Genomic DNA, 20588 nt, shown 5'->3' on the forward strand with positions numbered 1-20588 from the left:
GGGCTAGGAAGCCGCTGCTTCGCGCTGGAGTTCCAGTGCGATGTCGATCAACTGATCTTCCTGGCCGCCGACCAACTTGCGCTTGCCTGCGCGTACCAACAGCTCCGCGGACGACACTCCGTACCGCTCGGCCTGACGCTCGGCGTGCTTGAGGAAGCTCGAGTACACGCCGGCGTAGCCCATCATCAGTGCCTGACGATCGAGCAGGCATTCCTGCGGCATTGCCGGGCGCACAACGTCTTCGGCTGCATCGGCGATCGCGAAGAAGTCGATACCGGTCTTGACACCGATCTTGTCGCAGACACCGACGAAGGCCTCGACCGGGGCGTTGCCGGCACCGGCACCGAACCGACGGGTGCTGCCGTCGATCTGCTTGGCTCCCGCACGAACTGCCGCGATGGAATTGGCGACGCCCAGGCCCAGGTTCTCGTGGCCGTGGAAGCCGACCTGAGCGTCGTTGCCGAGTTCCTGAACCAGCGCCTCGACGCGGTCGGATACCTGCTCGAGTACCAGCGCGCCGGCCGAGTCGACCACGTACACACACTGGCAACCCGCGTCGGCCATGATGCGGGCCTGCTTGGCCAGCTTCTCCGGCGGAATCGAGTGAGCCATCATGAGGAATCCGACGGTTTCGAGTCCACGCTCACGCGCGAGACCGAAGTGCTGGATGGATACGTCCGCCTCGGTGCAGTGAGTTGCGATGCGGCAGATGGACGCACCGTTGTCCTGCGCAATGACGATGTCGTCCTTGATGCCCAGCCCGGGCAGCATCAGGAAGGCGATCTTCGCGTTGGTCGCCGTCTCGACTGCAGCTTTGATCAGTTCCTGCTCGGGAGTCTTCGAGAAGCCGTAGTTGAAGGAGGACCCGCCGAGGCCGTCGCCGTGAGTGACCTCGATGACCGGCACTCCGGCTCCGTCGAGGGCACCGACGATGGCCCGTACTTCTTCGACGGTGAACTGATGACGCTTGTGGTGGGAGCCGTCGCGCAGCGATGTGTCGGTGACGCGGATGTCCCAGCTCGAATCGAAATGAATCATGTCGCTCATGCCTTCACACTCAGAAGCTTCTGGGCGATTTCCTCGCCCACCTTGGTGGCTGCTGCCGTCATGATGTCGAGGTTGCCCGCGTACGGCGGCAGGAAATCGCCTGCGCCTTCGACCTCGACGAACGTGGTGACCGTTGCATAGCCACCGGAAACGACGCTCGGTTCGTCGAACTGCGGTTCGTTGAGCAACCGGTAGCCGGGCACGTACTGCTGGATGTCCTTGACGACGCGGTGAATGGAGTCGGTGATCGCGGCCTGATCGGCGTCTTCGGGGATAGCGCAGAAGATTGTGTCGCGCATGATCATCGGCGGGTCCGCGGGGTTGAGGATGATGATCGCCTTGCCGCGCTGTGCGCCGCCGATGGTCTCGATACCGCGGCTGGTGGTCTTGGTGAACTCATCGATGTTCGCGCGAGTTCCCGGGCCGGCGGACAACGATGCAACGGAGGCGACGATCTCGGCGTACGCCACGTCGACGACACGTGATACCGCGTAGACGATCGGAATGGTTGCCTGCCCACCGCAGGTGATCATGTTGACGTTGGGTGCGTCCAGGTGCTCACGCAGGTTCGCGGGCGGAACCACAGCCGGGCCGACCGCGGCCGGCGTCAGGTCGACGGCACGGATACCGGCGGCCTCGTAGCGTGGTGCTGCCTCGCGGTGCACGTATGCCGACGTCGCCTCGAAGACCAGGTCCGGTTTCTCCGCCTGGCTGAGCAACCAGTCGACGCCCTCGGCGGAGGTCTCGAGTCCCATCTTGCGGGCGCGTGCCAATCCTTCACTCTCGGGATCGATTCCGATCATCCATCGCGGCTCGAGCCACTCGGAGCGCTGCAGTTTGTACAACAGATCGGTGCTGATGTTTCCCGATCCGACGATCGCCACACTTGCCTTGGTCATGACTACTCCTACGTGAACTGAAGAGAGACGGAGCCGAGGCCGCTGAACTCGGCTCGGAAGTTGTCGCCTGGATGAGCGTCGATCGCTCGCGTGCACGAACCCGGCAGAACGATGTCGCCGGCCTTGAGCCGAACCCCGAACGTGTCGACCTTCTGCGCCAACCACGCGACAGCGGTGACCGGGTTCCCGAGAACCGCATCGCTGCGCCCCTCCGCAATCCGCTCGCCGTTGCAGGTCAGCACCGCGTCGATCGCCTTGATGTCGATGTCCGACGGGCGAACTCGTTCCTTGCCGAGGATGAACCCCGCCGAGGAGGCATTGTCTGCGATGGTGTCCGAGAGGCCGATCTTCCAGTCCTTGATCCGGCTGTCGATCAATTCGATGGACGGCGCATAGGCGACAGTGGCGTCGATGACGTCTTGTTCGGTACACCCGGCGCCCGGCAGATCTGCTCCCAGAATGAAGGCGACCTCCACCTCGACGCGTGGGAAGCAGAACCGCGACGTGTCGACCGGACGGTTCTCGTACTCTTCCATCTCGGCGAGCAGGTGACCGTAATCGGGCTCGTCGACGCCCATCATCTGCTGCATCGCCAGTGACGAGAGCCCGACCTTGTGTCCGACCACCTTTGCACCACCGGCAACTCGACGCCGGATGTTGATGAGCTGGATCTCGTAGGCATCGACGACATCTATTTCCGGATAGTCGGCGATCAGCGGACTGATCGGAGTGCGGTCCCGTTCCGCCGAATCGAGATGGTCGGCAAGTTCGCCGCGGATCTGCGTCGAGAGCATCGATCAGGCCTTTCCGGCTGTTGCGAATGTGGCTGCATGCTGGCCGGCACGACGGCCGGAGAACACGCAGTCGGCGAGCGACAATCCGCTCACATACGAGTTGGAACAGATACCGACGGCGGTACGGCCGGCGGCATACAGGCCGGGGATACCCTCCCCGGCCTCGTTTTTCACCATGCCGGACGATTCGTCGACCACCAATCCACCGAGCGTGAGCATCGGGCACGGATTCATCATGTTGGGCTTGATCGAGACGTCGTACATCGTGAACGGCGCAGACAGTATCGGCCTGACGAAGTCCGACGGTTTGCCCATCGGATCAGGTTGTCCGGCAGCGGCGGCGGAGTTGTGCGCGTCGACTGTGGCTTGAAGGCCGGCGACGTCTATCCCCGCTTTGCGGGCGACCTCGGCAATGGTGTTGCCACGGACGGCGGTACGCATCATGCCGGTGGTCTGTACTCGCTGGAACCACATCGACTGGTCACCGATCTGCGACTTCGCTTCACCAACGAGTTCGGAATCTGCCAGCAACCAACCGATTCCGCGGCTCTTCTCCGCCATCGCCTGACCAAGTGCGGCGCCGTAGCGGGACTCGTCGACGATCCGCTCTCCGGATTCACCCACCAGAACCGAACCGAGAAAAGCGCTGGGCGGGACGATGAATCGCCAGGCTGAGACATTGCCGAGTTTGTCGGTCGCTCCCCCGGCCTCGATGCCGAGGTTGATGCCCTTGCCGTCGTCGCCGGAGGTGCCGAGCGGGATACCGCCCTTGTAGGCAGGGGCATGGGTGCGCATCATCTCGCGATTGGAGACGAAGCCGCCGGCGCTCAGGATCACGCCTCCGCGCGCCTGGATGCGAATCCGCTTGGCGTACTTCTTCTCGATCTTCGCGATGAGTGCGTCGAGAATCGTGCGCAACTGCGGCGCGTAGACGCCGGGCTTGGAGGACAGGGATCCGAGCGTCGCGTGCCGGCGCCGAACTCCGGCAGGAGCGTCACGAAGCGTCAGTGCTTCGACGCCGATCACCCGGCCGTCCTCGATGATCAGCCGGTCAGCTCGCGTCTGGCCGAGTAACTGGACGCCCTTGGCTTCCGCGGACTTCGCGAGCGGGCCGTACAGCATCTTCCCCGAGGTGCCACGCCCCTTGGCACGATGACCGCGCGGAGCAGGCTTTGCGATGTCACGGAACCCACCGGCAGATTCGCTGCCCGAGAAGTAGAGGTAGTGCTTGTTGCTCGGGTACGACGTCTTGTAAGGACACAGTGAGGCCTCGAACGGCACTCCGTGACTGCGCAGCCAGTCGATCGACGCCGGGCTCTCGTCGACGAACCGGCGCAGGGTCTGCGGCGTCACCGCGTCACCGACCTCGCGGTTCAGGTAGGCGAGCATGGCTTCGGGACTGTCCTCGATGCCGGCTTCCTTTTGAATCACGGTGCCGCCACCGGCGTAGTAGATTCCTCCGGAAATCGTGCTGGCACCACCACCGAGCGCTCGATCGATCGCCAGAACCGACGAACCGGCCGCTACCGCTTCGAGCGCCGCGCTGGCGCCCGCCACACCGAACCCGACGACAAGGACGTCAACCGAAGTATCCCAGGTCACACCGCACCATCCTCAATCCCACTGCAACGTGTTTCGTTATCAATGACAACGTCCGGAAATACTTCCTGGCAGAAAGCATGGACTGACACCCCCATCATTCTATAACGTGTTCTACATGAGCAAGCAGGAATACGACATCGTCGTCGTCGGCAGTGGTGCCGCAGGTATGACAGCGGCCTTGACCGCAGCCCACCAGGGCTTGAGTGTGGTCATCGTGGAGAAAGCCGCCCACTACGGCGGATCGACCGCCCGTTCCGGTGGTGGGGTCTGGATCCCCAACAACGAGGCACTTCAAGCGGACGGTGTCACCGATACACCGGAGGCCGCACGTTCCTACCTGCACAGCATCATCGGCGACGTCGTCGCTCCCGAACGCATCGACACCTATCTCGAGCGCGGCCCCGAGATGCTCTCTTTCGTGTTGAAGAACAGCCCGCTCGAACTGCAGTGGGTTCCCGGCTACTCCGACTACTACCCGGAAGCTCCCGGCGGACGCCTCGGTGGCCGCAGTGTCGAGCCCACCCCGTTCGACGGCAACAAGTTGGGCGCCGACCGCAAGAACCTCGAGCCCGACTACGTCAAGGCCCCCAAGAACTTCGTCATCACCCAGGCCGACTACAAGTGGCTCAACCTGCTGATGCGCAATCCTCGCGGACCCCTGCGCGCCATGAAGGTCGGCATGCGATTCCTCGCCGCCAAGGCCACCAAGAAGGATCTGCTGGTTCGCGGCCAGGCACTGGTCGCCGGTATTCGACTCGGACTTCAGTCCGCCGGAGTACCCATCCTGCTGAACACCCCGCTGACCTCCCTGTACACCGAAGACGGCGCAGTTCGCGGCGTCAACGTCCTCGTCGACGGCGAGGAGCAGGTCATTCGCGCCCGCCACGGAGTCGTGTTGGGATCCGGCGGATTCGAGCACAACAAGGAAATGCGTGAGAAGTACCAGCGCGCACCCATCGGCACCGAATGGACCGTCGGCGCGAAGGCCAACACCGGCGACGGCATCCGCGCGGGCCAAGAAGTCGGCGCTGCAGTCGATTTCATGGACGACGCCTGGTGGGGCCCGTCCATTCCACTGACCGGCGGCCCGTGGTTCGCTCTTTCCGAGCGCACCCTCCCGGGCTGCATGATGGTCAACATGTCGGGCAAGCGCTTCGGTAACGAGGCCGCTCCGTACGTCGAGGCAACCCATGCGATGTACGGCGGTGAGTACGGTCAGGGCGAAGGCCCCGGCGAGAACATCCCGACGTGGATGATCCTCGATCAGCGCTACCGCAACCGCTACACGTTTGCCGGTATCACTCCCCGCTCCCCCTTCCCCGGCCGCTGGCTCAAGGCCGGCATCGTGGTCAAGGCAGGAACCATTGCCGAATTGGCCGAGAAGACAGGGCTTCCCGTCGCATCGCTGACCGAGACCGTCGATCGGTTCAACGGCTTCGCGCGCAACGGCAAGGACGAGGACTTCGGACGTGGCGACAGTGGATACGACGCGTACTACGGCGATCCCCGGCTGAAGAACCCCAGCCTCGCCGAAATCAGCAAGGCTCCGTTCTACGCCATCAAGATGGTTCCGGGTGACCTCGGTACCAAGGGCGGAATCTGCACCGACGTCAACGGCCGAGCACTACGCGAAGACGGAAGCGTCATCGACGGCCTCTACGCCGCGGGCAACGCGAGCGCTCCGGTCATGGGCCACACCTACGCCGGACCGGGCGCGACCATCGGTCCCGCAATGACTTTCGGTTACCTGGCCGTGCTCGACATCGTCGAGCGCGCAAAGAAGGCCGAGACCACCGGAGCAACGGCATCAGCTGCGACTGAAAAGACGGCGGTCGACCATGCCAATTGATCCGAAGATCGCGATCGGCGCCGAGCTTGCCCCACAAGAGTTCTCGTGGACGCCGTCGGACGTGCAGCACTACCACTTGGCACTGGGCGCTGGAGCACGTCCGCTCGATCCGAGCGAACTGCGCTACCTCGACGACGAAAAGCCTCAGGTACTACCCACCTTCGCCACCGTCGCCGCCAACTTCCACGCCACCGAAGCCCCGAAGGTCTCGTTCCCCGGCGTCGAAATCGATCTGGCGAAGGTAGTCCACGGAAGCCAGGAAGTCACTGTCCATCAGCCGATCCCGGCAAGTGGAAGTGGCCGCACCACAACTCGAATCGCCGAGGTCTGGGACAAGGGCAAGGCCGCCGTGATCGTGCAGGAATCCGTCACGGTCGACGCCGAAGGCAACCCTCTCTGGACCGCTCGATCGTCCATTTTCGCCCGCGGCGAGGGTGGTTTCGGGGGTGAACGTGGTCCGTCGGAGTCGATTTCGCTTCCGGATCGCGAACCAGATGAGACAGTGGTGACGCCTGTGCTTCCACAGCAGGCTTTGCTGTACCGGATGTGTGGTGATCGGAATCCGTTGCACTCGGATCCGCAATTCGCCTCCGCGGCAGGCTTTCCAGCGCCTATCCTGCATGGACTGTGTACTTACGGAATGGTCTGCAAGACCGCAGTGGATACCATGCTCGACGGCGACAGCAGTCGGGTAGCCGGATTTCGGGCCCGCTTTGCCGGGGTCGTATTTCCCGGCGAGAACTTGAGTATCCAGATCTGGAAAGACACTGGGCGACTCCTGATCTCAGCTTCTGTACTGGAGCGCGAAGCTCCTGCTCTGGCTGACGTAGTTCTCACTCTTGTCTGATACCAACCTGTCTGATACCCACCTGTTAGAACTCACCGCAGTTCTCGAACCCGATGGAGTAGCCCGAAGATGACGGCACAAGACGAAAAGTTCCGACTGTCCCGACGAGGTTTCATGGCGGCTGGAGCCGGCGCCGTGGCAGCGACTGCATTCGCCGGCTGGACGCCCGCCTATGCCGTCCCCGCCGGCTCTTCCGGCTCCGCGGGTGGTCCCGTCTCCACCCTCACGCCGCCGCCTGCCTTCCCCGAAGGCATCGCGCTGTACCAGCAGGCATATCAGAACTGGTCCAAAGAGATCATGCTCGACGCGATCTGGACCTGTTCGCCCAAGACGCCCGAAGACGTAGTCCGCCTCGCGAACTGGGGTCATGCCAACGGTTACACCATTCGCCCCCGCGGTGCCATGCACGGTTGGACACCGCTGACCATCGTCAACGGCGCGCCGGTCGACAAGGTCATCCTCGCCGACACCACGGTCCACCTCACCGGCGTCTCCGTCAACGCCGGCGGCAGCCCGGCTACCGTCACCGCAGGACCCGGCGCGACCCTCGACGCCATCACCACCGCACTGCAGGCACAGGGCCTCGGATTCGCGAACCTGCCGGCGCCCGGTGTGTTGACCATCGCCGGCTGCCTCGCCGTCGACGCTCACGGCGCAGCTCTTCCCGCCGAAGGCGAAGCGCATGTTCCCGGACAGACTTTCGGCTCACTCTCCAACCTCGTCACCTCCCTGACCGCGGTGGTCTGGAACGGTAGTGAATACGCACTGAAGACGTATGCACGTAGCGACGCGGCGATCAAGCCGCTGCTGACTCACCTCGGACGCACCTTCCTCACCTCCGTCACCTTGCAAGCCGCTCCCAACTACCGCATGCGCTGCGTCAGCCACACCGACATCGGTTGGCAGGAACTCTTCGGCGCCCGCGGCGCGTCAGGACGCACCTTCGAGAAGTTCGTCCGCGAAAACGGTCGCGCAGAAGCAATCTGGTACCCCTTCACAGAACGCCCGTGGATGAAGGTGTGGTCACTTGCCCCCACCAAGCCGCCGTTCTCGCGTGAGGTGACCGGACCGTACAACTACATCTTCTCCGACAACCTCCCGGAGCCGGTCACCGACATGATCGGCCAGATCAACGCCGGAAACCCGGGCATCGCACCGGCATTCGGCCAGATCATGTACGCCACCACCGTTGCCGGACTCGCCGCCACCTTCTCCAACGACCTCTGGGGATGGTCCAAGGACGTACAGTTCTACATCCGGGCCACCACCCTGCGCCTGACCGAGGGCGGCGGCGCCGTCATCACCTCCCGCGCCAACATCGGCCAGGTCATCCACGACTTCACCCAGTGGTTCAACGGCCGCATGGAGTACTACCGCTCCATCGGTCAGTTCCCCCTCAACGGCCCCGTCGAAATCCGCTGCTGCGGCCTCGATCAACCGTCCGAGGTCGAGGTCGACTCGGCAGGCGCCCCCACCATCTCGGCCATGCGCCCCCGGCCCGACCATCCGGAGTGGGACACCGCCATCTGGCTCAACGTCCTCGGCGTCCCGGGAACCCCCGGCATGTTCGCGTTCTACCGCGAAATGGAACAGTGGATGCGCAATCACTACAACAACAACGACGCCACCTTCCGCCCCGAGTGGTCCAAGGGCTGGGCGTTCGGCCCCGACAAGCCGTACACCGACACCCCGATCATCACCCAGGGCCTCCCCCAGACCTACCGCGACGGCGTCCCATCGAGCGACAACTGGGACACCGCCAACGCCGCATTCAACGCGTTGGATCCGCACAAGGTCTTCAGCAACACGTTTCTGGACCAGTTGTTGCCCTGAGGTTCACGAACCACCTACACGCTCTGACAACTCGACGGTCGTCGCCACTCCCAGCATTCGGGAGTGCGGCGGCCGGCGTGCGTTGGAGCGACGGACATGAGAAAGCCCTCCGCATGCCGACCAGGCGCCCGACTCAATCGCGATCGGGATGGATCGCCTCGTGCATACTTTCCACTGCCCTGGCATGAGTTGAGAGATCGGATCTAGCCGACCGAATCGTGGCGCTGTCGCTGCGTGCCCCCGGCTCGGACGACGACGAGTCCTCTCCGGGGCTCGACGCGCCTCCTCCGGGCTGCTCGGAGGAGGCGGTGCGCTCTTCCCTCTCCGCGCGGGCACGCAACAACGACTCGGACTTCGGGGTATTTCGCATCGGAGCATTGTCCCAGATCCATCTCCTACGACTCACACGGAGCGCTCTCACCCCCGGTGAGCGGGTCGTTCCTGAACATCGATACCTGGAAAGTTCGCAACAAAATATCTACAGCGGTCAGGGTAGACATTCTCGCGGGGCTGTTGTATCTTTTTTCTCGTAGCAAGGAACGAGTCAAGAGATGCGGGAGAGATGAACTACCCGCAAGCAGTACCGCAGGGCAGGGACGTGCCGGGGCCGAATTCGTGTGTGAGTGTGCAGTCGGACCCGGCACCCCCCTTCAAAGCGGCTACCGGATGTCTTGTGCGAGTCCGGAAGTTCGAAAGAATGCAGTTATGTAAGTAAGTTCAACCCCATCCGGCCCCCGGCGCACCTCGCGCCGGGGGCCCCGTCCGTTCAGCGAAAGAAGCGAGCCATTCCGGCAGATACACCACCGGGGGACCCCTCCGGCAGATTCGACGACGAGAACTATCCTGCGTACAGCATGGGACATGCGGCCGAGATCCTCGGCGTCAGACAAGCTTTCCTTCGTAGCCTCGATGCCGCGAAACTGCTTACCCCACAACGCTCTGAGGGCGGACATCGCCGCTACTCCCGCTACCAGCTGCGCATCGCGGCCCGCGCGCACGAACTTGTAGCCAATGGCACGGCGCTCGACGCGGCTTGCCGCATCATCATCCTCGAAGACCAACTCACCGAGGCTCGTCGCATCAACGCCGAGCTTCAGCAAGCGCAGGACCGACGAGCGGAATCGGACGCGACGCCAGACTGAGGACTGACGTGATCAGGCACTGGGAGTAGCAGTCGCCCCTGACCGTCAATCTGTTCACTCCCCCTTCGAACTGCTAAATTCAGACAATTGGGACATTGCTCGGCGTCGGTTGCTCGATTTCCACATCGAAGGGATCGCAGGCATGAATTCCTCCCACCACCGCCGCCGGGTGCGACTGGCTGCTCTGTCGATCACCTTGTCCGTTGCCATTGCAACCGCTGCGTGCAGTTCCGACGAGGACGCGGCAACAAGCACGAACAGCGCAACTCCCAGCACCACGAGCAGTCAGGAATCCACCGAGATCGTGGACATCGTCCGCCGTCAGGTGGCCGACCTGGGCCTCAGCGCCGCGGTGTTCGGTGTATGGCGGGGCGACGACGAGGTTGCTCTCGGCGCCGTCGGAGAGTCCCCTGTCGGAGTTCCGGCTACAACCGACATGCAGTTGCGCGTCGGCCAGCCGATGGAACCGATGCTCTCGACAGTCCTGCTGCAACTCGACGAAGAGGGAACGCTCCCCCTCGATCAGCCGATCGCGAAGTGGGAACCGAACTTTCCACGCGCAGAGACCATCACTCCGCGAATGCTGGCCAACAGCACGTCGGGTATCTCCGACTACGTGACAGATCCACAGTTCCTCAAACTCTTCACGGACAATCCGATGAAGGGCTGGACTTCTCAGGAGATCCTGAATCTTGCCAACTCTCGTCCACCTCTGTTCGAACCCGGCACCAGTTGGGCGTACGCGCACAGCGACCTGACGCTGCTCGGCGACGTCATGGAGAAAGCGACTGGAAAACCGCTGGGTGACCTACTTCAGCAGCGCGTCTTCGATCCACTCGGGATGGATAACAGCAGCGTTGTGCTCACGCCGCAGATGGACGAACCGATCCTGCACGGCTACACCAATGAACGCGGAGTGTTCGAAGACTCCACCTTCTGGAATCCGACTGCTTTCCTGCACAGCGGAAACATGAACGCGCCTGTCGCCGACGTCGGAAGGTGGGTTCGCGCACTCGGAACGGGAGAGTTGCTCTCCGACAAGGCTTTCGAGCAACAGATGGCGCCGACGACTGCGGGCTTGGGAAGTATGACGGCGGACAAGTTCTTTTCCTTCGGGACCGGGCACCTCGACGGCTGGCTGGTGATGAACCCGTCGTACGGCGGTTACAACGGTCTGGCGCTGTACTACCCCGACTCGAAGACGACGATCGTCGTCTACGCCACACTCGGGCCGACAACCAACGCGGACCTCAACAACGCCGTGTCGATGGGGAAGGAGATCGGAACCCTCCTCGAGCCGGATCACCCGCCGCAGGTACCGACACCGTGACGCCCCACACACGCTGGTAGTAAACAGCGCCGGTCGGCAACTTCCTGTTTACGCACGGATTACCTCCAGGACTTATCGCCCCATCACCATTCTCTTCAGTACCGAACGAAACGCGTCGGACCGCGGGTTGTCTCGCCAGTGAACGAGAACGTAGATAGATGGGGACCTGCCCGATGAGGAAATACGCGATGTCAGTGGCATGCACGGTTGCAGTCACAGCGGGGGTGACTCTTGTGATGTCGGTGCCTGCCGGAGCGGACCCGAATGACGGTGGGTCGTGCCCGGCCGGTGCGGTATTCGCGGTCGGCGGAACGTGGGATCCGACAGGACAAACGACACAACCAGTCACCGACCGCTACGTGGCCCAGGGCTATGCCGCCAAGCCGGTGACCTACCCCGCCAGTTTCTGGCCGCTCGGCGATCAGACGTACGACCAGAGCGTTGCCGCCGGCGCCCAGACACTTCGCACCGAAGTCAACGCATTCCACGCTCAGTGCCCGGGCAGCGAGATCGTTGTCACCGGATACTCGCAGGGAGCGCGGATTGCCGGCGACGTGCTCGGTGACATCGCACGCGACGGATCCATTCCGCAGTCGCAAGTCGAAGGCGTCCTCTACGCCGACCCTCGCAACTCGGCCGGGGGCATCGAAACCGTAGTGCCCAATGTCGTTCCGGGAGCGACGATGTCCGGAGCACGCGGCGGATTCGGCGACATCGCAGTACGGGAAGTCTGCATCGAGGGTGACGGCATCTGCAACATGCCCAAGCCGCGTGATGCTCCCGAGGTGTTCGTGGATTCGGTCTTCGGCTACTTCACGAAGCACAACACCTATACGCCGATGATGTCCGAGCCCGCTCCGCCTGCTGCCCCGGCATTGCCGGAGACACCGTCGGTACCTCTGCAACCCGCTGACATTGCCACTGCGATCGTGACGCGGGTCGTCGAGAACATCACTCCGTATCTGACCGCTGCACTCACCACCGTGCTGACGAAGTAACGCGACAGCGCTTGTTCGACTGACTGAAAGTCGACCGATTCGTACAAGTCGAGAGCCACCGCATCGAGCACCATCGATCACATGCTCACCTTCATCGTCAGATACGGGTACGTCCCGTTCATGCTCTTGGGAATCAACGGAGCCGCAATCGCGCTGGCGGCATCCGGCGCACCGAAATGGTCACTGGTGGCATTGATTCTCTTCGCAGTGGTCTGCTCTTTCGCGGCCGAACGGGCGCTTCCCTACGAATCCTCGTGGAATGCCCCGGGACCGGACAGGTTTCGCGACGCTGTCCATGCGTTTGTCAACGAATCCCTCATCTTGGTCAGCGTCGCGGTAATCCCGTTGATGGCCGCGGTGATTCCGTTCGACGGGCTGTGGCCGAGCGGTCTTCCGTTTGCCCTTCAGGTTGTCTTCGCAGTGTTGGTTGCCGATTTCGGCATCACCGTGGTGCATTTGATCAGCCACAAGGTTGGATGGTTGTGGCGTTTCCACGCGGTTCATCACAGCCTCGAACGGTTCTACGGTATGAACGGACTGATGAAGCACCCCGTGCATCAGACTTTCGAAACCGCCGGTGGCGTCCTGCCACTGATCCTCCTCGGGATGCCCGTCCCGGTTGCCTCGGCGCTCGCGGTTTGTGTCGCTGTCCAACTCCTGCTTCAGCATTCGAATGCCGATTACCGCATCGGCCCCCTGCGTCCGATACTCGCCCTCAACGCCGGCCACCGATTCCATCACCTGAAGTGGGCGGGAATCGGTGACGTCAATTTCGGTTTGTTCACGCTGATCTGGGATCACCTGTTCCGCACTTATTCTTTCGATCCGGGAAAGCGCTTCAGCAGTGACGATCTCGGTATGGCGGCAAAGCCCGACTACCCGGACGATTACCTCGGCCAGTTGGCGGAACCGTTCCGGAGACAGACCTGACGGACAACGGGTCGAGATTCAGCCCGCGAGTACCCGTCGCATGACGGGCTTGGCTGCGAACGCACTGGCCAACACCAACGCAATCCCCACTGCCAGGGTGAGGCCCAACTGAACGAGTGCCATCGGAGTGGTCAGTACGACTGCCCCTGCCAGCGGGAAGAGGAACAGCAGTGCGGCGCCGGCGCCGGCCAGCGCCATTACGATCACGGGAGTGCGAACGTGACGCATGCGGGCACTGTCCATCACCTCGACAGGTGTGCCGGCCAGAGTCAGACTCCGATAGAGCTCGCGGTTGTCGAGGATCCCGGATACCTGGGTGAGTGCAGACGAGACAGCTGCCAACGTGAACGTTGCTCCGAGCGTGAACAACACACCGGTTCTCATGTCGGCGAACAAGAATTCCTGTCCCGGTTGCAGTTCCTGACCCTCTCCGTTGCCGATCGCTGCGAGCAAAGACGTGCCGGCGGCAACAAAACTTGCCATCGTCACACCGCTGACCGTGCGCCACACGGCCTTCGGGTTGTCCAGGACCCGACGTGCCGCGATCAACGAAGCACCGTCCCTCGCGAATCGGAGCATGATCCGTCCGAGCAACGAGATGACGAACGGACCGACCAGCGCAACAACGCCGAAGCAGAGACCAAGTCCCACCAGAATTGCCGCGATGCTCGCCGCGGCACCACCGAATGCACTCCATCCCAACAGAACCCCGACGCCCGCGACAGCGAAGATCATCTTCGGCGCGGCACTGGGATTGCCCGCCGTGACTCCCAAGGGACTCACGAACACCTGACGCATACCGAGCATCGACGTCAAAGCCGCCAGTACGGTCATTCCGAATACGATGCCCACCAGAGGAAGTGCGCCGACCCACAGCTCACCCCACTCGAAGGTGCGACCTTGAAATCGCAAGAGCGCCACGAGCGGCAACGCGAGGAAGTACCCCAGCGCGCCGATCAACGCACCGGCCAAGCCCTGGACACCCGATTCCGCAGCGCACAGCGCAACAATCTGACGAGGTGTGGATCCGATGAGTCGCAGCGCGGCCAGACGTTCGTCTCGGCGACGGGCGCCCAAGCGGGCCGCCGCCAGACCGAGAGTGATCGCCGGGACGATCATCAGCACCGACGCAACCCCCGCGAGCGCAAGATAGGCCTCCGACTCGGGTTCACTCGTTCTGCCGGCAAAGGCACCGTAACCACCGAGAACCGTGAGCAGCAAGGTGGTCGACGCGGCAAAGGCCGATACGGGGAGCGCGAAGGTACTCAACGCCTTTCGTCCCTCGCCTCGCACCGTCATCAAGGCGACACGCGCTGTGGCCTTCATGCCGCCACCTGTGTCCCGACGAGCGAACCGGCCTGCATCGTCATCGTACGATCACACCAGCGAGCGACCTCGGCGTCGTGAGTGACGACGACCAATGCCGAACCGATCTGTTGCGCAGAGTCACGCAACACTCTCATCACTTCCCAGCTTGTCTGTGCGTCGAGGGCACCGGTCGGCTCGTCCGCGAACAGAACTGCAGGTTTGGTCACCAACGCTCGGGCGATCGCGACACGTTGGGATTGTCCTCCCGACATCTGACCTGGGCGCCGGTCCTGCAATCCCTCCAGACCCAAAGGTGCGAAGAAACCGTGCGCCGTCCTCTTCGCTTCCGCGATGGACAAACCGTTGAGCACCAAAGGCAAAGCGACGTTCTCGATCGCCGGAAGCTCCGGCAACAGCTGACCCGACTGGAAGACGAACCCGTAGGACTCACGCCGCAGTCGACTTCGATCGTTCTCACCGAGGTTTTCGATATGTCTACCGCCCAACATGATTGCGCCTGAGTCAGGTTTCACGATTCCTGACATGCAGTGCAGCAGCGTCGACTTACCCGATCCTGACGGTCCCATGATCGCCGTGGCAGTGCCCGCACGGACTTCCAGCGACACACCACGGAGCACCGGAACATTGCCGTACGACTTGCCCAGCGAGTGGACCGACAAGACTGCGGGTGATTGTGCGTTGTTCATGAGTACAGCCTCTCTCGAACCCCTCGCCGACACATCGGCCCAGCGCACGATCTTCGAACTGCCCACGGTCCTACCGGAGGATGACCGGACCCCGAGGTCTGTCAGGGTCGTCACTATGATTTCCGGCATGACCTGGTCCGGTGACGTCCACATGCGGCCCGGCATTCTCATGTTCGCCGGAGCCGTCGGGTCAGCACACACGCACGCGCATGCCGCTGTTCAGATCATGATCGTCGACGACGGGGTCGTCGCGGTCACGGACGGGAACGGCCACAGGGAAGTCGTGCGATCCGTGGTCATTCCGTCAGGGGCGGTGCACTCGTTGTCCGCCTCGGAAGGCGCGCGAGGACGGGCGATCTATGTCGATTCCACCATCGGGATGGGCCGACGCATCCAGCCGCCTGAATCCGACCTCGGCGGTGTGGCCGAATGGTCGAATCGTGGACGGACGGCCGTGGCGATGACCGACCGTGGCGATGATTCTGATCTGGAATACGCAGCGAGGCTCGTCGATTCACTGTCCGGAGGCAAACAGCCGTCGAACCTACGTGATCTTCACCCTGCGCTCGAACATGCTCTGACGATACTGCCCGAGCGCCTTTCGGGGCCGATCACGCTGGCGGACACCGCCGCGCGGGTCTCCATCTCGTCCGGACGCTTGGGAAGAATCTTCAACGATCAACTGCAGATGAGCTTTTCGACGTACATCCGTTGGTTGCGGCTACGGCGCGCCATGGAAGTTATGAGCAGTGGCGCAAGTCTGACAACCAGTGCCCACGAGGCCGGTTTCACCGACAGCGCCCATCTCAACCGCATCTGCCACAGCATGTTCGGGCTCACGCCCAGCGCTGCGACCGGCGATCTCACCTGGAATTGATGCTGCTCCCTGAACCAACGCTGTCCGTCTCCGTCCTCGCCAGTAGCGACAGACGACTGTAGAGGCGCGCCAACCCGGGCACGTCCCGGAGGCTGCCTGCTACTTCTCCGACGCAAGCGTCGGCATACACCGTCAGCCGCGCATCGACGTCGTACAGAACATCGACGACGTTACCGAAGCGGCGGACTGCAAATTCCGATGCTTCTTCGAGAACTGGGACCCCGAAGATCACCCAGTCGTCGAAGCGAGAGGCAAGCTCGAGGTAGTCGGCGGCCGAGGTCGAACCGCCGCACAGCACCGCGAAATCGAACCACACGACACCATCTCGAATCGCCGAGCACGCCAATGTGCGTGTACCGATCGTCAATTCGCCACCCTCACTCGACGGCCTCACAATTTCCGAGTCGACGAGGAATTCTCCTGTCGCAAAACGGTAGTCCCCGGCACTTGGTTGTCCTGCGGTCCGGTAGTCGATAGAGCCACCCAACTCGATCACCTCGAGAGTCAACTCGATCAACTCGATCGACGGAACGAACTGCTCGTGAAAAAGCGGATTCGGAAGAAGCTCGGTCGGCGGGACATTGGACGTGACAACAACAGTCACACCTTTCGCGACGATTGTGTCGAGAACCCTTGCCATGAACATTGCGTCGGCAACGTCGTCGATGTGGAACTCGTCGAAGCAGAGCACACGGATTCCGTCTGCGACGTGGTCCAACGCCGAACCCATCGACCCGAGTTCGTGCGCCCGTGCGTGCAGGTCTGCAAAGAACCGATGAAAGTGAATGCGCCGCTTGCCGACTGGGATGCTGTCGTAGAACTCGTCCATGAGCATCGTCTTCCCGCGGCCGACGCTTCCCCAGAGATAGATCCCGCCCCCGGTCTCACCGCCGGATATCCGGACCCGCAGGGCATCGAGAGCTTCACGTGCCGCCAACTGCTCTTCGTCCAGTAGCATTAGACTCCTCTACGTCTGTAGAGTCGAGGCTAGCGATCGAAAGCAAATCGAGTCAATGTGACCCTCACGACGCACCATCAGCAGCAAGGAACGACATGAAGCCCGACCGCAGAGCTCTCATCGCGGCATCCGCCGTCATGATCATCGCCGAGCAGGGCCCGCGTGCACTCACCCATCGGGCGGTTGATCAGTCGCTGGAACTTCCCGCCGGTTCGACGTCCTACTATTTCCGCACTCGCGAGACACTTCTCGACGCGACCGCACTGCACATCGTGCAACGATCGCGTTCCACTTTCAGTGGACTACTCGAAAGCCACGGAGACCCTGCCACCCTGACGGCCGAGTATCTCGACGATCTTCTCTCGCAACGCCGAAACGAATTGATCGCGCGATATGCACTGCTCCTGGAGACTCCCCGAGATTCGACATTGCACCAACTCCTCGAAGGAAGTCTGTTTTCGCTGGAGAAGGCAATACCCATCTTCGAAACCATCGGCGTCGACGATCCCGACGTCGCTGCCGCCAATTTCCTGAGCCTTCTGGAGGGCTTGATCTTCGATTACTGCCTCGGATCACGCAGCCGAGATCCTCGCTCCACCGAAACCGTTCGGCAGCTCAGGATCCCGATCGACATCTACCTGCACGGAGTGCACGCCAACTGAAAGACGTTGTTCAGCAGAGGCTTCCGGTGCATGGTCGTTGACCGGAAAACAGTGCCGCAACAAAGGGAGTGCTGTCTGGAACCGAAGCTGGAACGGTTCCCAGATGATCAGTGGGATAGGCATGGAATGCAAAGTCCACACCGTTTGCAGCGAGGTCAGCCGCGAACTTCAGTGTCAGCGGTGCCGGAACATCGATGTCCGACAACCCCTGACCGATGAAAAACGGGCGGTCGTATCCTGCGGTCGGCACAGTGAGCAGTTCACGTGCAGCCTCCATGAATACCGGATTGTCCAGCGACTTCGTCAGCACCTGCCCGAGCGTGACGGTTCCGTACTTCGCGCGCGCCTCGGTGTAGCACATGTTGTTCTCGACATCGTCGAGGATGGTCTTGCCGAGCGGGGTCAGATACGAGTCGATGTCGATGTCCGGCCACGAAGCACGCAGTCCGTCAAGAACGTTCGCGATGTAGACCGTCGTACCCTTGAGCGGAAGCGCCGGGAAGGCCGGACCGCCGAGCGGTAGGAGATTCTCGATGTTCGAGGGGACACCAGTGGCGACTGCGCCGCGGTAGTCCAACTCCGGCGCGTAATCAGTGGCAAGCGAAGCGGTGAACATAGTCGCCTGCCCGCCCTGCGACTGCCCCATCGCAACCCATTCGCTCGACAAGTCACCGTCGACCGCACGAGCGGCACGCACCATGTCCACGACGCTGTGCGCAGCGGAACGACCGTCGAGATACGGGTGAACACCGGGTGTTCCGAGTCCCACGTAGTCGGTGGTCACCACCGCGTATCCCTGTTCCAGCCAGTGCCCCAGATGCGTCGCGGTCCGCTCGAGCGGAACGCTATTGCTCGGCGCGCACTGATCCGCGACACCCACCGTTCCGTGCGCGTAGGAGATGACCGGCCAACCGCCCTCGGGCGGAGTCCCCTCGGGGCGATACACCACACCGCTACTCGTCATCGGTGCATCCTGCGGGCCCGTGGACCAGTACGTCACCTTCGTTGCGCTCACAGCACCCTTGATGACCCGATCCGCACCGAGCGACTCCTGGCCCACCACGGCGCCAGGGGCATTCTTCGATTCCGCCGCGGCCGGTGCGGTGACGGTCAACGCCACCAACGCGCTCGCACCCAATCCGACGAGCGTTCTACACAGCCGCTTGCTCACGTGCCTTCTCCTACCGATTGCGTTGACAGTGCCGTATGTGGCGATCAGCCCCACATCAGCCAGCCGATCGAGTTCAGACCTTAGAACAGCCTTACCAATTGGTCAACCTAAATTCCCGCTCCACATTTCCCGTTGTCACGCGACTGCTCCGGTAAGGTGGCGGTGTTCTATACATGCAGGTCCCCCGCGAGTTCAGGAGGCCGAAGGGCTCTCTCATGTCAGCGCCTGATCTCCCGACGTTCCCCCCGTCGCAGCAGAATTCGGTGGCCGCGATCCTCCGAGCGGCAGGCTGTGTGTTCGCCGAAGACGAAGCTCGCCTACTTCTCCACACTGCACGCTCTCGCGACGAACTCGACGCGATGATCGATCGACGAGTTGCCGGCGAACCACTCGAGCCTGTCATCGGCTGGGCAGAATTCTGCGGACTACGCATCCACATCGACCCTGGAGTATTCGTCCCCCGCCGACGCACCGAACTCCTCGCCCGCCAGGCCTGCGCACTCGTCGGCGCGGGAAGCGTCGTCATCGACATGTGTTGTGGTTCAGGAGCTGTCGGGGCCTTCGTGCAGGCGATGATCGATGCTGTCGATCTCTACGCGGTGGACATCGAACCGGCCGCCGTTCGCTGCGCTCGTCAGAACATCACACCGCCCGAGCGTGTTCTCGAAGGCGATCTGTACGGCCCACTGCCGACGGCATTACGAGGTCGTGTCGACGTCGTCGTCGCCAATGCGCCCTACGTCCCCACAGACTCGATCCGGCTGATGCCGCCCGAAGCGCGACTTCACGAACCGCGCGTCTCGTTGGACGGCGGCGCCGACGGCCTGGACCTACAGCGTCGCATCATCGCCGATGCTGTGCCGTGGCTACGACCGGGCGGTCATCTGCTCGTCGAGACAAGCACGGAGCAGGTCGAGATGACCGTCGAAACCTTCACTCGGGGAGGGTTTCTCACGCGGGTAGCAACCTACAGTGAGACCGCGTCAACTGTGGTGATCGGTCAGTGTTGAAGGCGATCGGATCATGCAGGCGTGGACCACTCCCGAGCGCGGGCGGCAAAGCCGTCGACAAAAAGCCCGAACGCACGATCGACGCGGGCCCGATCCCCCGTGGCCAGAAGATCCAACGACAGACCCCGCATTTGCGAGAGCAACAGAGTAGCGACAGAGGCAACATCGTCCTCGGGGCAGCCCGCTTGCCGTAGACCGGCTTCCAGTGCCTCGATCCAATCGCCCACGAATCGATCCAGGAACCGTCCGTAGCGTTCACGATCGCCGAGCGCGAGGGCGTAGATCTCGACCATCACTCGGAACCGCGGCAGGACCTCCGGCGTCGTACGCTCGGTCCACCACGCGGTCAGCACTGTCGCCGGATCGACCCCCGGTTTCATCGGGACCGCAATCGGAATGGACTCACCACGCATGTTCTCGATGACCTCGGAGAGCAGATTCTCCTTGCTCTCGAAATGGTTGAGCAACGACGCATGCGACACACCCACGGCCTTGGCGAGCTGCCTCACCGTCAGTTCCCCGACACCGTTGTCGATAACGTAGCGGGTCAGCGCGTCGAGCAACTCCTCACGTCGCCCGGCGTATCTCAGGCTGCGTTTGTCGATGCGTTCGGGCTCCGGCACA

Annotated in this window: 20 protein-coding genes; 10 read left to right on the top strand and 10 right to left on the bottom strand. The window is 62.6% G+C overall.

The annotated features are described in order from the left end of the window. Positions 1–3: 3 nt before the first annotated feature. From dmpG to ABWI03_RS12760, 4 genes are read right to left on the bottom strand one after another with little or no spacing between them, the layout of a single operon-like run. Positions 4–1047, bottom strand: a complete 1044-nt coding sequence (gene dmpG, locus ABWI03_RS12745; RefSeq protein WP_020906144.1) for a 4-hydroxy-2-oxovalerate aldolase — start codon at positions 1045–1047, stop codon at positions 4–6. Next, positions 1044–1946 (bottom strand): acetaldehyde dehydrogenase (acetylating), encoded by a 903-nt coding sequence (locus tag ABWI03_RS12750; RefSeq protein WP_054826815.1) that lies wholly within the window; start codon positions 1944–1946, stop codon positions 1044–1046. The genes dmpG and ABWI03_RS12750 overlap by 4 nt, the downstream gene beginning before the upstream one ends. 8 nt (positions 1947–1954) lie before the next feature. Further along, positions 1955–2740, bottom strand: a complete 786-nt coding sequence (locus tag ABWI03_RS12755; protein ID WP_298778964.1) for a 2-keto-4-pentenoate hydratase — start codon at positions 2738–2740, stop codon at positions 1955–1957. 3 nt (positions 2741–2743) lie between these two features. Beyond that, complete coding sequence (locus ABWI03_RS12760; RefSeq protein WP_298778961.1) at positions 2744–4342, bottom strand: FAD-binding protein; 1599 nt, start codon at positions 4340–4342, stop codon at positions 2744–2746. 115 nt (positions 4343–4457) lie between these two features. Here ABWI03_RS12760 and kstD point away from each other — a divergent pair, with 115 nt between their 5' ends. The 3 genes from kstD to ABWI03_RS12775 all read left to right on the top strand — a co-directional run bounded on the left by kstD (position 4458) and on the right by ABWI03_RS12775 (position 8871). Then, positions 4458–6191: a 3-oxosteroid 1-dehydrogenase gene (kstD, locus tag ABWI03_RS12765; RefSeq protein WP_185564823.1), complete on the top strand. Its 1734-nt coding sequence runs from the start codon at positions 4458–4460 to the stop codon at positions 6189–6191. Then, a complete protein-coding gene (locus ABWI03_RS12770) occupies positions 6181–7038 on the top strand; it encodes a MaoC/PaaZ C-terminal domain-containing protein (protein ID WP_298778957.1) in 858 nt (285 codons plus the stop codon). The genes kstD and ABWI03_RS12770 overlap by 11 nt, the downstream gene beginning before the upstream one ends. Before the next feature lie 69 nt (positions 7039–7107). Beyond that, on the top strand, positions 7108–8871 hold the full coding sequence (locus ABWI03_RS12775; protein WP_095970925.1) for a cholesterol oxidase substrate-binding domain-containing protein: 1764 nt from the start codon (positions 7108–7110) through the stop codon (positions 8869–8871). A 133-nt stretch (positions 8872–9004) separates the two neighbouring features. Here the strand turns inward: ABWI03_RS12775 and ABWI03_RS12780 are convergent, their stop codons facing one another. Then, on the bottom strand, positions 9005–9241 hold the full coding sequence (locus tag ABWI03_RS12780) for a hypothetical protein (RefSeq protein ID WP_298778953.1): 237 nt from the start codon (positions 9239–9241) through the stop codon (positions 9005–9007). Between the two features lie 484 nt (positions 9242–9725). Here ABWI03_RS12780 and ABWI03_RS12785 point away from each other — a divergent pair, with 484 nt between their 5' ends. The 4 genes from ABWI03_RS12785 (at position 9726) to ABWI03_RS12800 (ending at position 13271) form a co-directional block, all read left to right on the top strand. Next, complete coding sequence (locus ABWI03_RS12785) at positions 9726–10013, top strand: MerR family transcriptional regulator (protein ID WP_020906139.1); 288 nt, start codon at positions 9726–9728, stop codon at positions 10011–10013. A gap of 142 nt (positions 10014–10155) precedes the next feature. After that, positions 10156–11343 carry a serine hydrolase domain-containing protein gene (locus ABWI03_RS12790; protein WP_298778950.1) on the top strand — a complete coding sequence of 396 codons (1188 nt, stop codon included), beginning with the start codon at positions 10156–10158 and terminating at the stop codon, positions 11341–11343. Between the two features lie 188 nt (positions 11344–11531). Beyond that, positions 11532–12341 carry a PE-PPE domain-containing protein gene (locus ABWI03_RS12795; RefSeq protein WP_095970923.1) on the top strand — a complete coding sequence of 270 codons (810 nt, stop codon included), beginning with the start codon at positions 11532–11534 and terminating at the stop codon, positions 12339–12341. 81 nt (positions 12342–12422) lie between these two features. Next, complete coding sequence (locus ABWI03_RS12800; RefSeq protein WP_298778945.1) at positions 12423–13271, top strand: sterol desaturase family protein; 849 nt, start codon at positions 12423–12425, stop codon at positions 13269–13271. Between the two features lie 18 nt (positions 13272–13289). On the opposite strand, the gene ABWI03_RS12805 is transcribed toward ABWI03_RS12800, so the two are convergent. Both ABWI03_RS12805 and ABWI03_RS12810 read right to left on the bottom strand, forming a co-directional pair. Continuing rightward, the gene (locus tag ABWI03_RS12805; RefSeq protein WP_298778942.1) at positions 13290–14597 is read right to left on the bottom strand and encodes an FtsX-like permease family protein; all 1308 of its coding nucleotides are present in this window, start codon (positions 14595–14597) and stop codon (positions 13290–13292) included. Beyond that, complete coding sequence (locus ABWI03_RS12810) at positions 14594–15439, bottom strand: ABC transporter ATP-binding protein (RefSeq protein WP_298778939.1); 846 nt, start codon at positions 15437–15439, stop codon at positions 14594–14596. The genes ABWI03_RS12805 and ABWI03_RS12810 overlap by 4 nt, the downstream gene beginning before the upstream one ends. On the opposite strand from ABWI03_RS12810, the gene ABWI03_RS12815 reads away from it, so the two are divergent. After that, entirely contained in the window at positions 15414–16163 is a 750-nt protein-coding gene (locus ABWI03_RS12815; RefSeq protein WP_298778936.1) for a helix-turn-helix transcriptional regulator, read from the top strand. The genes ABWI03_RS12810 and ABWI03_RS12815 overlap by 26 nt on opposite strands. Here the strand turns inward: ABWI03_RS12815 and zapE are convergent. After that, entirely contained in the window at positions 16150–17121 is a 972-nt protein-coding gene (gene zapE, locus ABWI03_RS12820; RefSeq protein ID WP_298778933.1) for a cell division protein ZapE, read from the bottom strand. The two genes, ABWI03_RS12815 and zapE, sit on opposite strands and share 14 nt — an antisense overlap. Before the next feature lie 95 nt (positions 17122–17216). On the opposite strand from zapE, the gene ABWI03_RS12825 reads away from it, so the two are divergent. Continuing rightward, entirely contained in the window at positions 17217–17783 is a 567-nt protein-coding gene (locus tag ABWI03_RS12825; protein ID WP_298778928.1) for a TetR/AcrR family transcriptional regulator, read from the top strand. Between the two features lie 10 nt (positions 17784–17793). Here ABWI03_RS12825 and ABWI03_RS12830 read toward each other — a convergent pair whose 3' ends face one another. Next, positions 17794–18954 carry a lipase family protein gene (locus ABWI03_RS12830; RefSeq protein ID WP_298778925.1) on the bottom strand — a complete coding sequence of 387 codons (1161 nt, stop codon included), beginning with the start codon at positions 18952–18954 and terminating at the stop codon, positions 17794–17796. 215 nt (positions 18955–19169) lie between these two features. On the opposite strand from ABWI03_RS12830, the gene ABWI03_RS12835 reads away from it, so the two are divergent. Further along, the gene (locus ABWI03_RS12835; protein WP_200313878.1) at positions 19170–19964 is read left to right on the top strand and encodes a putative protein N(5)-glutamine methyltransferase; all 795 of its coding nucleotides are present in this window, start codon (positions 19170–19172) and stop codon (positions 19962–19964) included. Between the two features lie 11 nt (positions 19965–19975). Here ABWI03_RS12835 and ABWI03_RS12840 read toward each other — a convergent pair whose 3' ends face one another. Continuing rightward, positions 19976–20587, bottom strand: coding sequence for a TetR/AcrR family transcriptional regulator (locus ABWI03_RS12840; protein ID WP_296554359.1), 612 nt, complete (start codon positions 20585–20587; stop codon positions 19976–19978). Between the last annotated feature and the right edge of the window lies 1 nt (position 20588).

The organism is Rhodococcus baikonurensis (assembly GCF_040489275.1).
GTDB lineage: Bacteria > Actinomycetota > Actinomycetes > Mycobacteriales > Mycobacteriaceae > Rhodococcus_F > Rhodococcus_F baikonurensis.

Coding starts and splice junctions, on each gene's coding strand:
- dmpG (WP_020906144.1), bottom strand. CDS start 1,047: ATGAGCGACATGATTCATTTCGATTCGAGCTGGGACATCCGCGTCACC.
- ABWI03_RS12750 (WP_054826815.1), bottom strand. CDS start 1,946: ATGACCAAGGCAAGTGTGGCGATCGTCGGATCGGGAAACATCAGCACC.
- ABWI03_RS12755 (WP_298778964.1), bottom strand. CDS start 2,740: ATGCTCTCGACGCAGATCCGCGGCGAACTTGCCGACCATCTCGATTCG.
- kstD (WP_185564823.1), top strand. CDS start 4,458: ATGAGCAAGCAGGAATACGACATCGTCGTCGTCGGCAGTGGTGCCGCA.
- ABWI03_RS12770 (WP_298778957.1), top strand. CDS start 6,181: ATGCCAATTGATCCGAAGATCGCGATCGGCGCCGAGCTTGCCCCACAA.
- ABWI03_RS12775 (WP_095970925.1), top strand. CDS start 7,108: ATGACGGCACAAGACGAAAAGTTCCGACTGTCCCGACGAGGTTTCATG.
- ABWI03_RS12780 (WP_298778953.1), bottom strand. CDS start 9,241: ATGCGAAATACCCCGAAGTCCGAGTCGTTGTTGCGTGCCCGCGCGGAG.
- ABWI03_RS12785 (WP_020906139.1), top strand. CDS start 9,726: ATGGGACATGCGGCCGAGATCCTCGGCGTCAGACAAGCTTTCCTTCGT.
- ABWI03_RS12790 (WP_298778950.1), top strand. CDS start 10,156: ATGAATTCCTCCCACCACCGCCGCCGGGTGCGACTGGCTGCTCTGTCG.
- ABWI03_RS12795 (WP_095970923.1), top strand. CDS start 11,532: ATGTCAGTGGCATGCACGGTTGCAGTCACAGCGGGGGTGACTCTTGTG.
- ABWI03_RS12800 (WP_298778945.1), top strand. CDS start 12,423: ATGCTCACCTTCATCGTCAGATACGGGTACGTCCCGTTCATGCTCTTG.
- ABWI03_RS12805 (WP_298778942.1), bottom strand. CDS start 14,597: ATGAAGGCCACAGCGCGTGTCGCCTTGATGACGGTGCGAGGCGAGGGA.
- ABWI03_RS12815 (WP_298778936.1), top strand. CDS start 15,414: ATGACCTGGTCCGGTGACGTCCACATGCGGCCCGGCATTCTCATGTTC.
- ABWI03_RS12810 (WP_298778939.1), bottom strand. CDS start 15,439: ATGTGGACGTCACCGGACCAGGTCATGCCGGAAATCATAGTGACGACC.
- zapE (WP_298778933.1), bottom strand. CDS start 17,121: ATGCTACTGGACGAAGAGCAGTTGGCGGCACGTGAAGCTCTCGATGCC.
- ABWI03_RS12825 (WP_298778928.1), top strand. CDS start 17,217: ATGAAGCCCGACCGCAGAGCTCTCATCGCGGCATCCGCCGTCATGATC.
- ABWI03_RS12835 (WP_200313878.1), top strand. CDS start 19,170: ATGTCAGCGCCTGATCTCCCGACGTTCCCCCCGTCGCAGCAGAATTCG.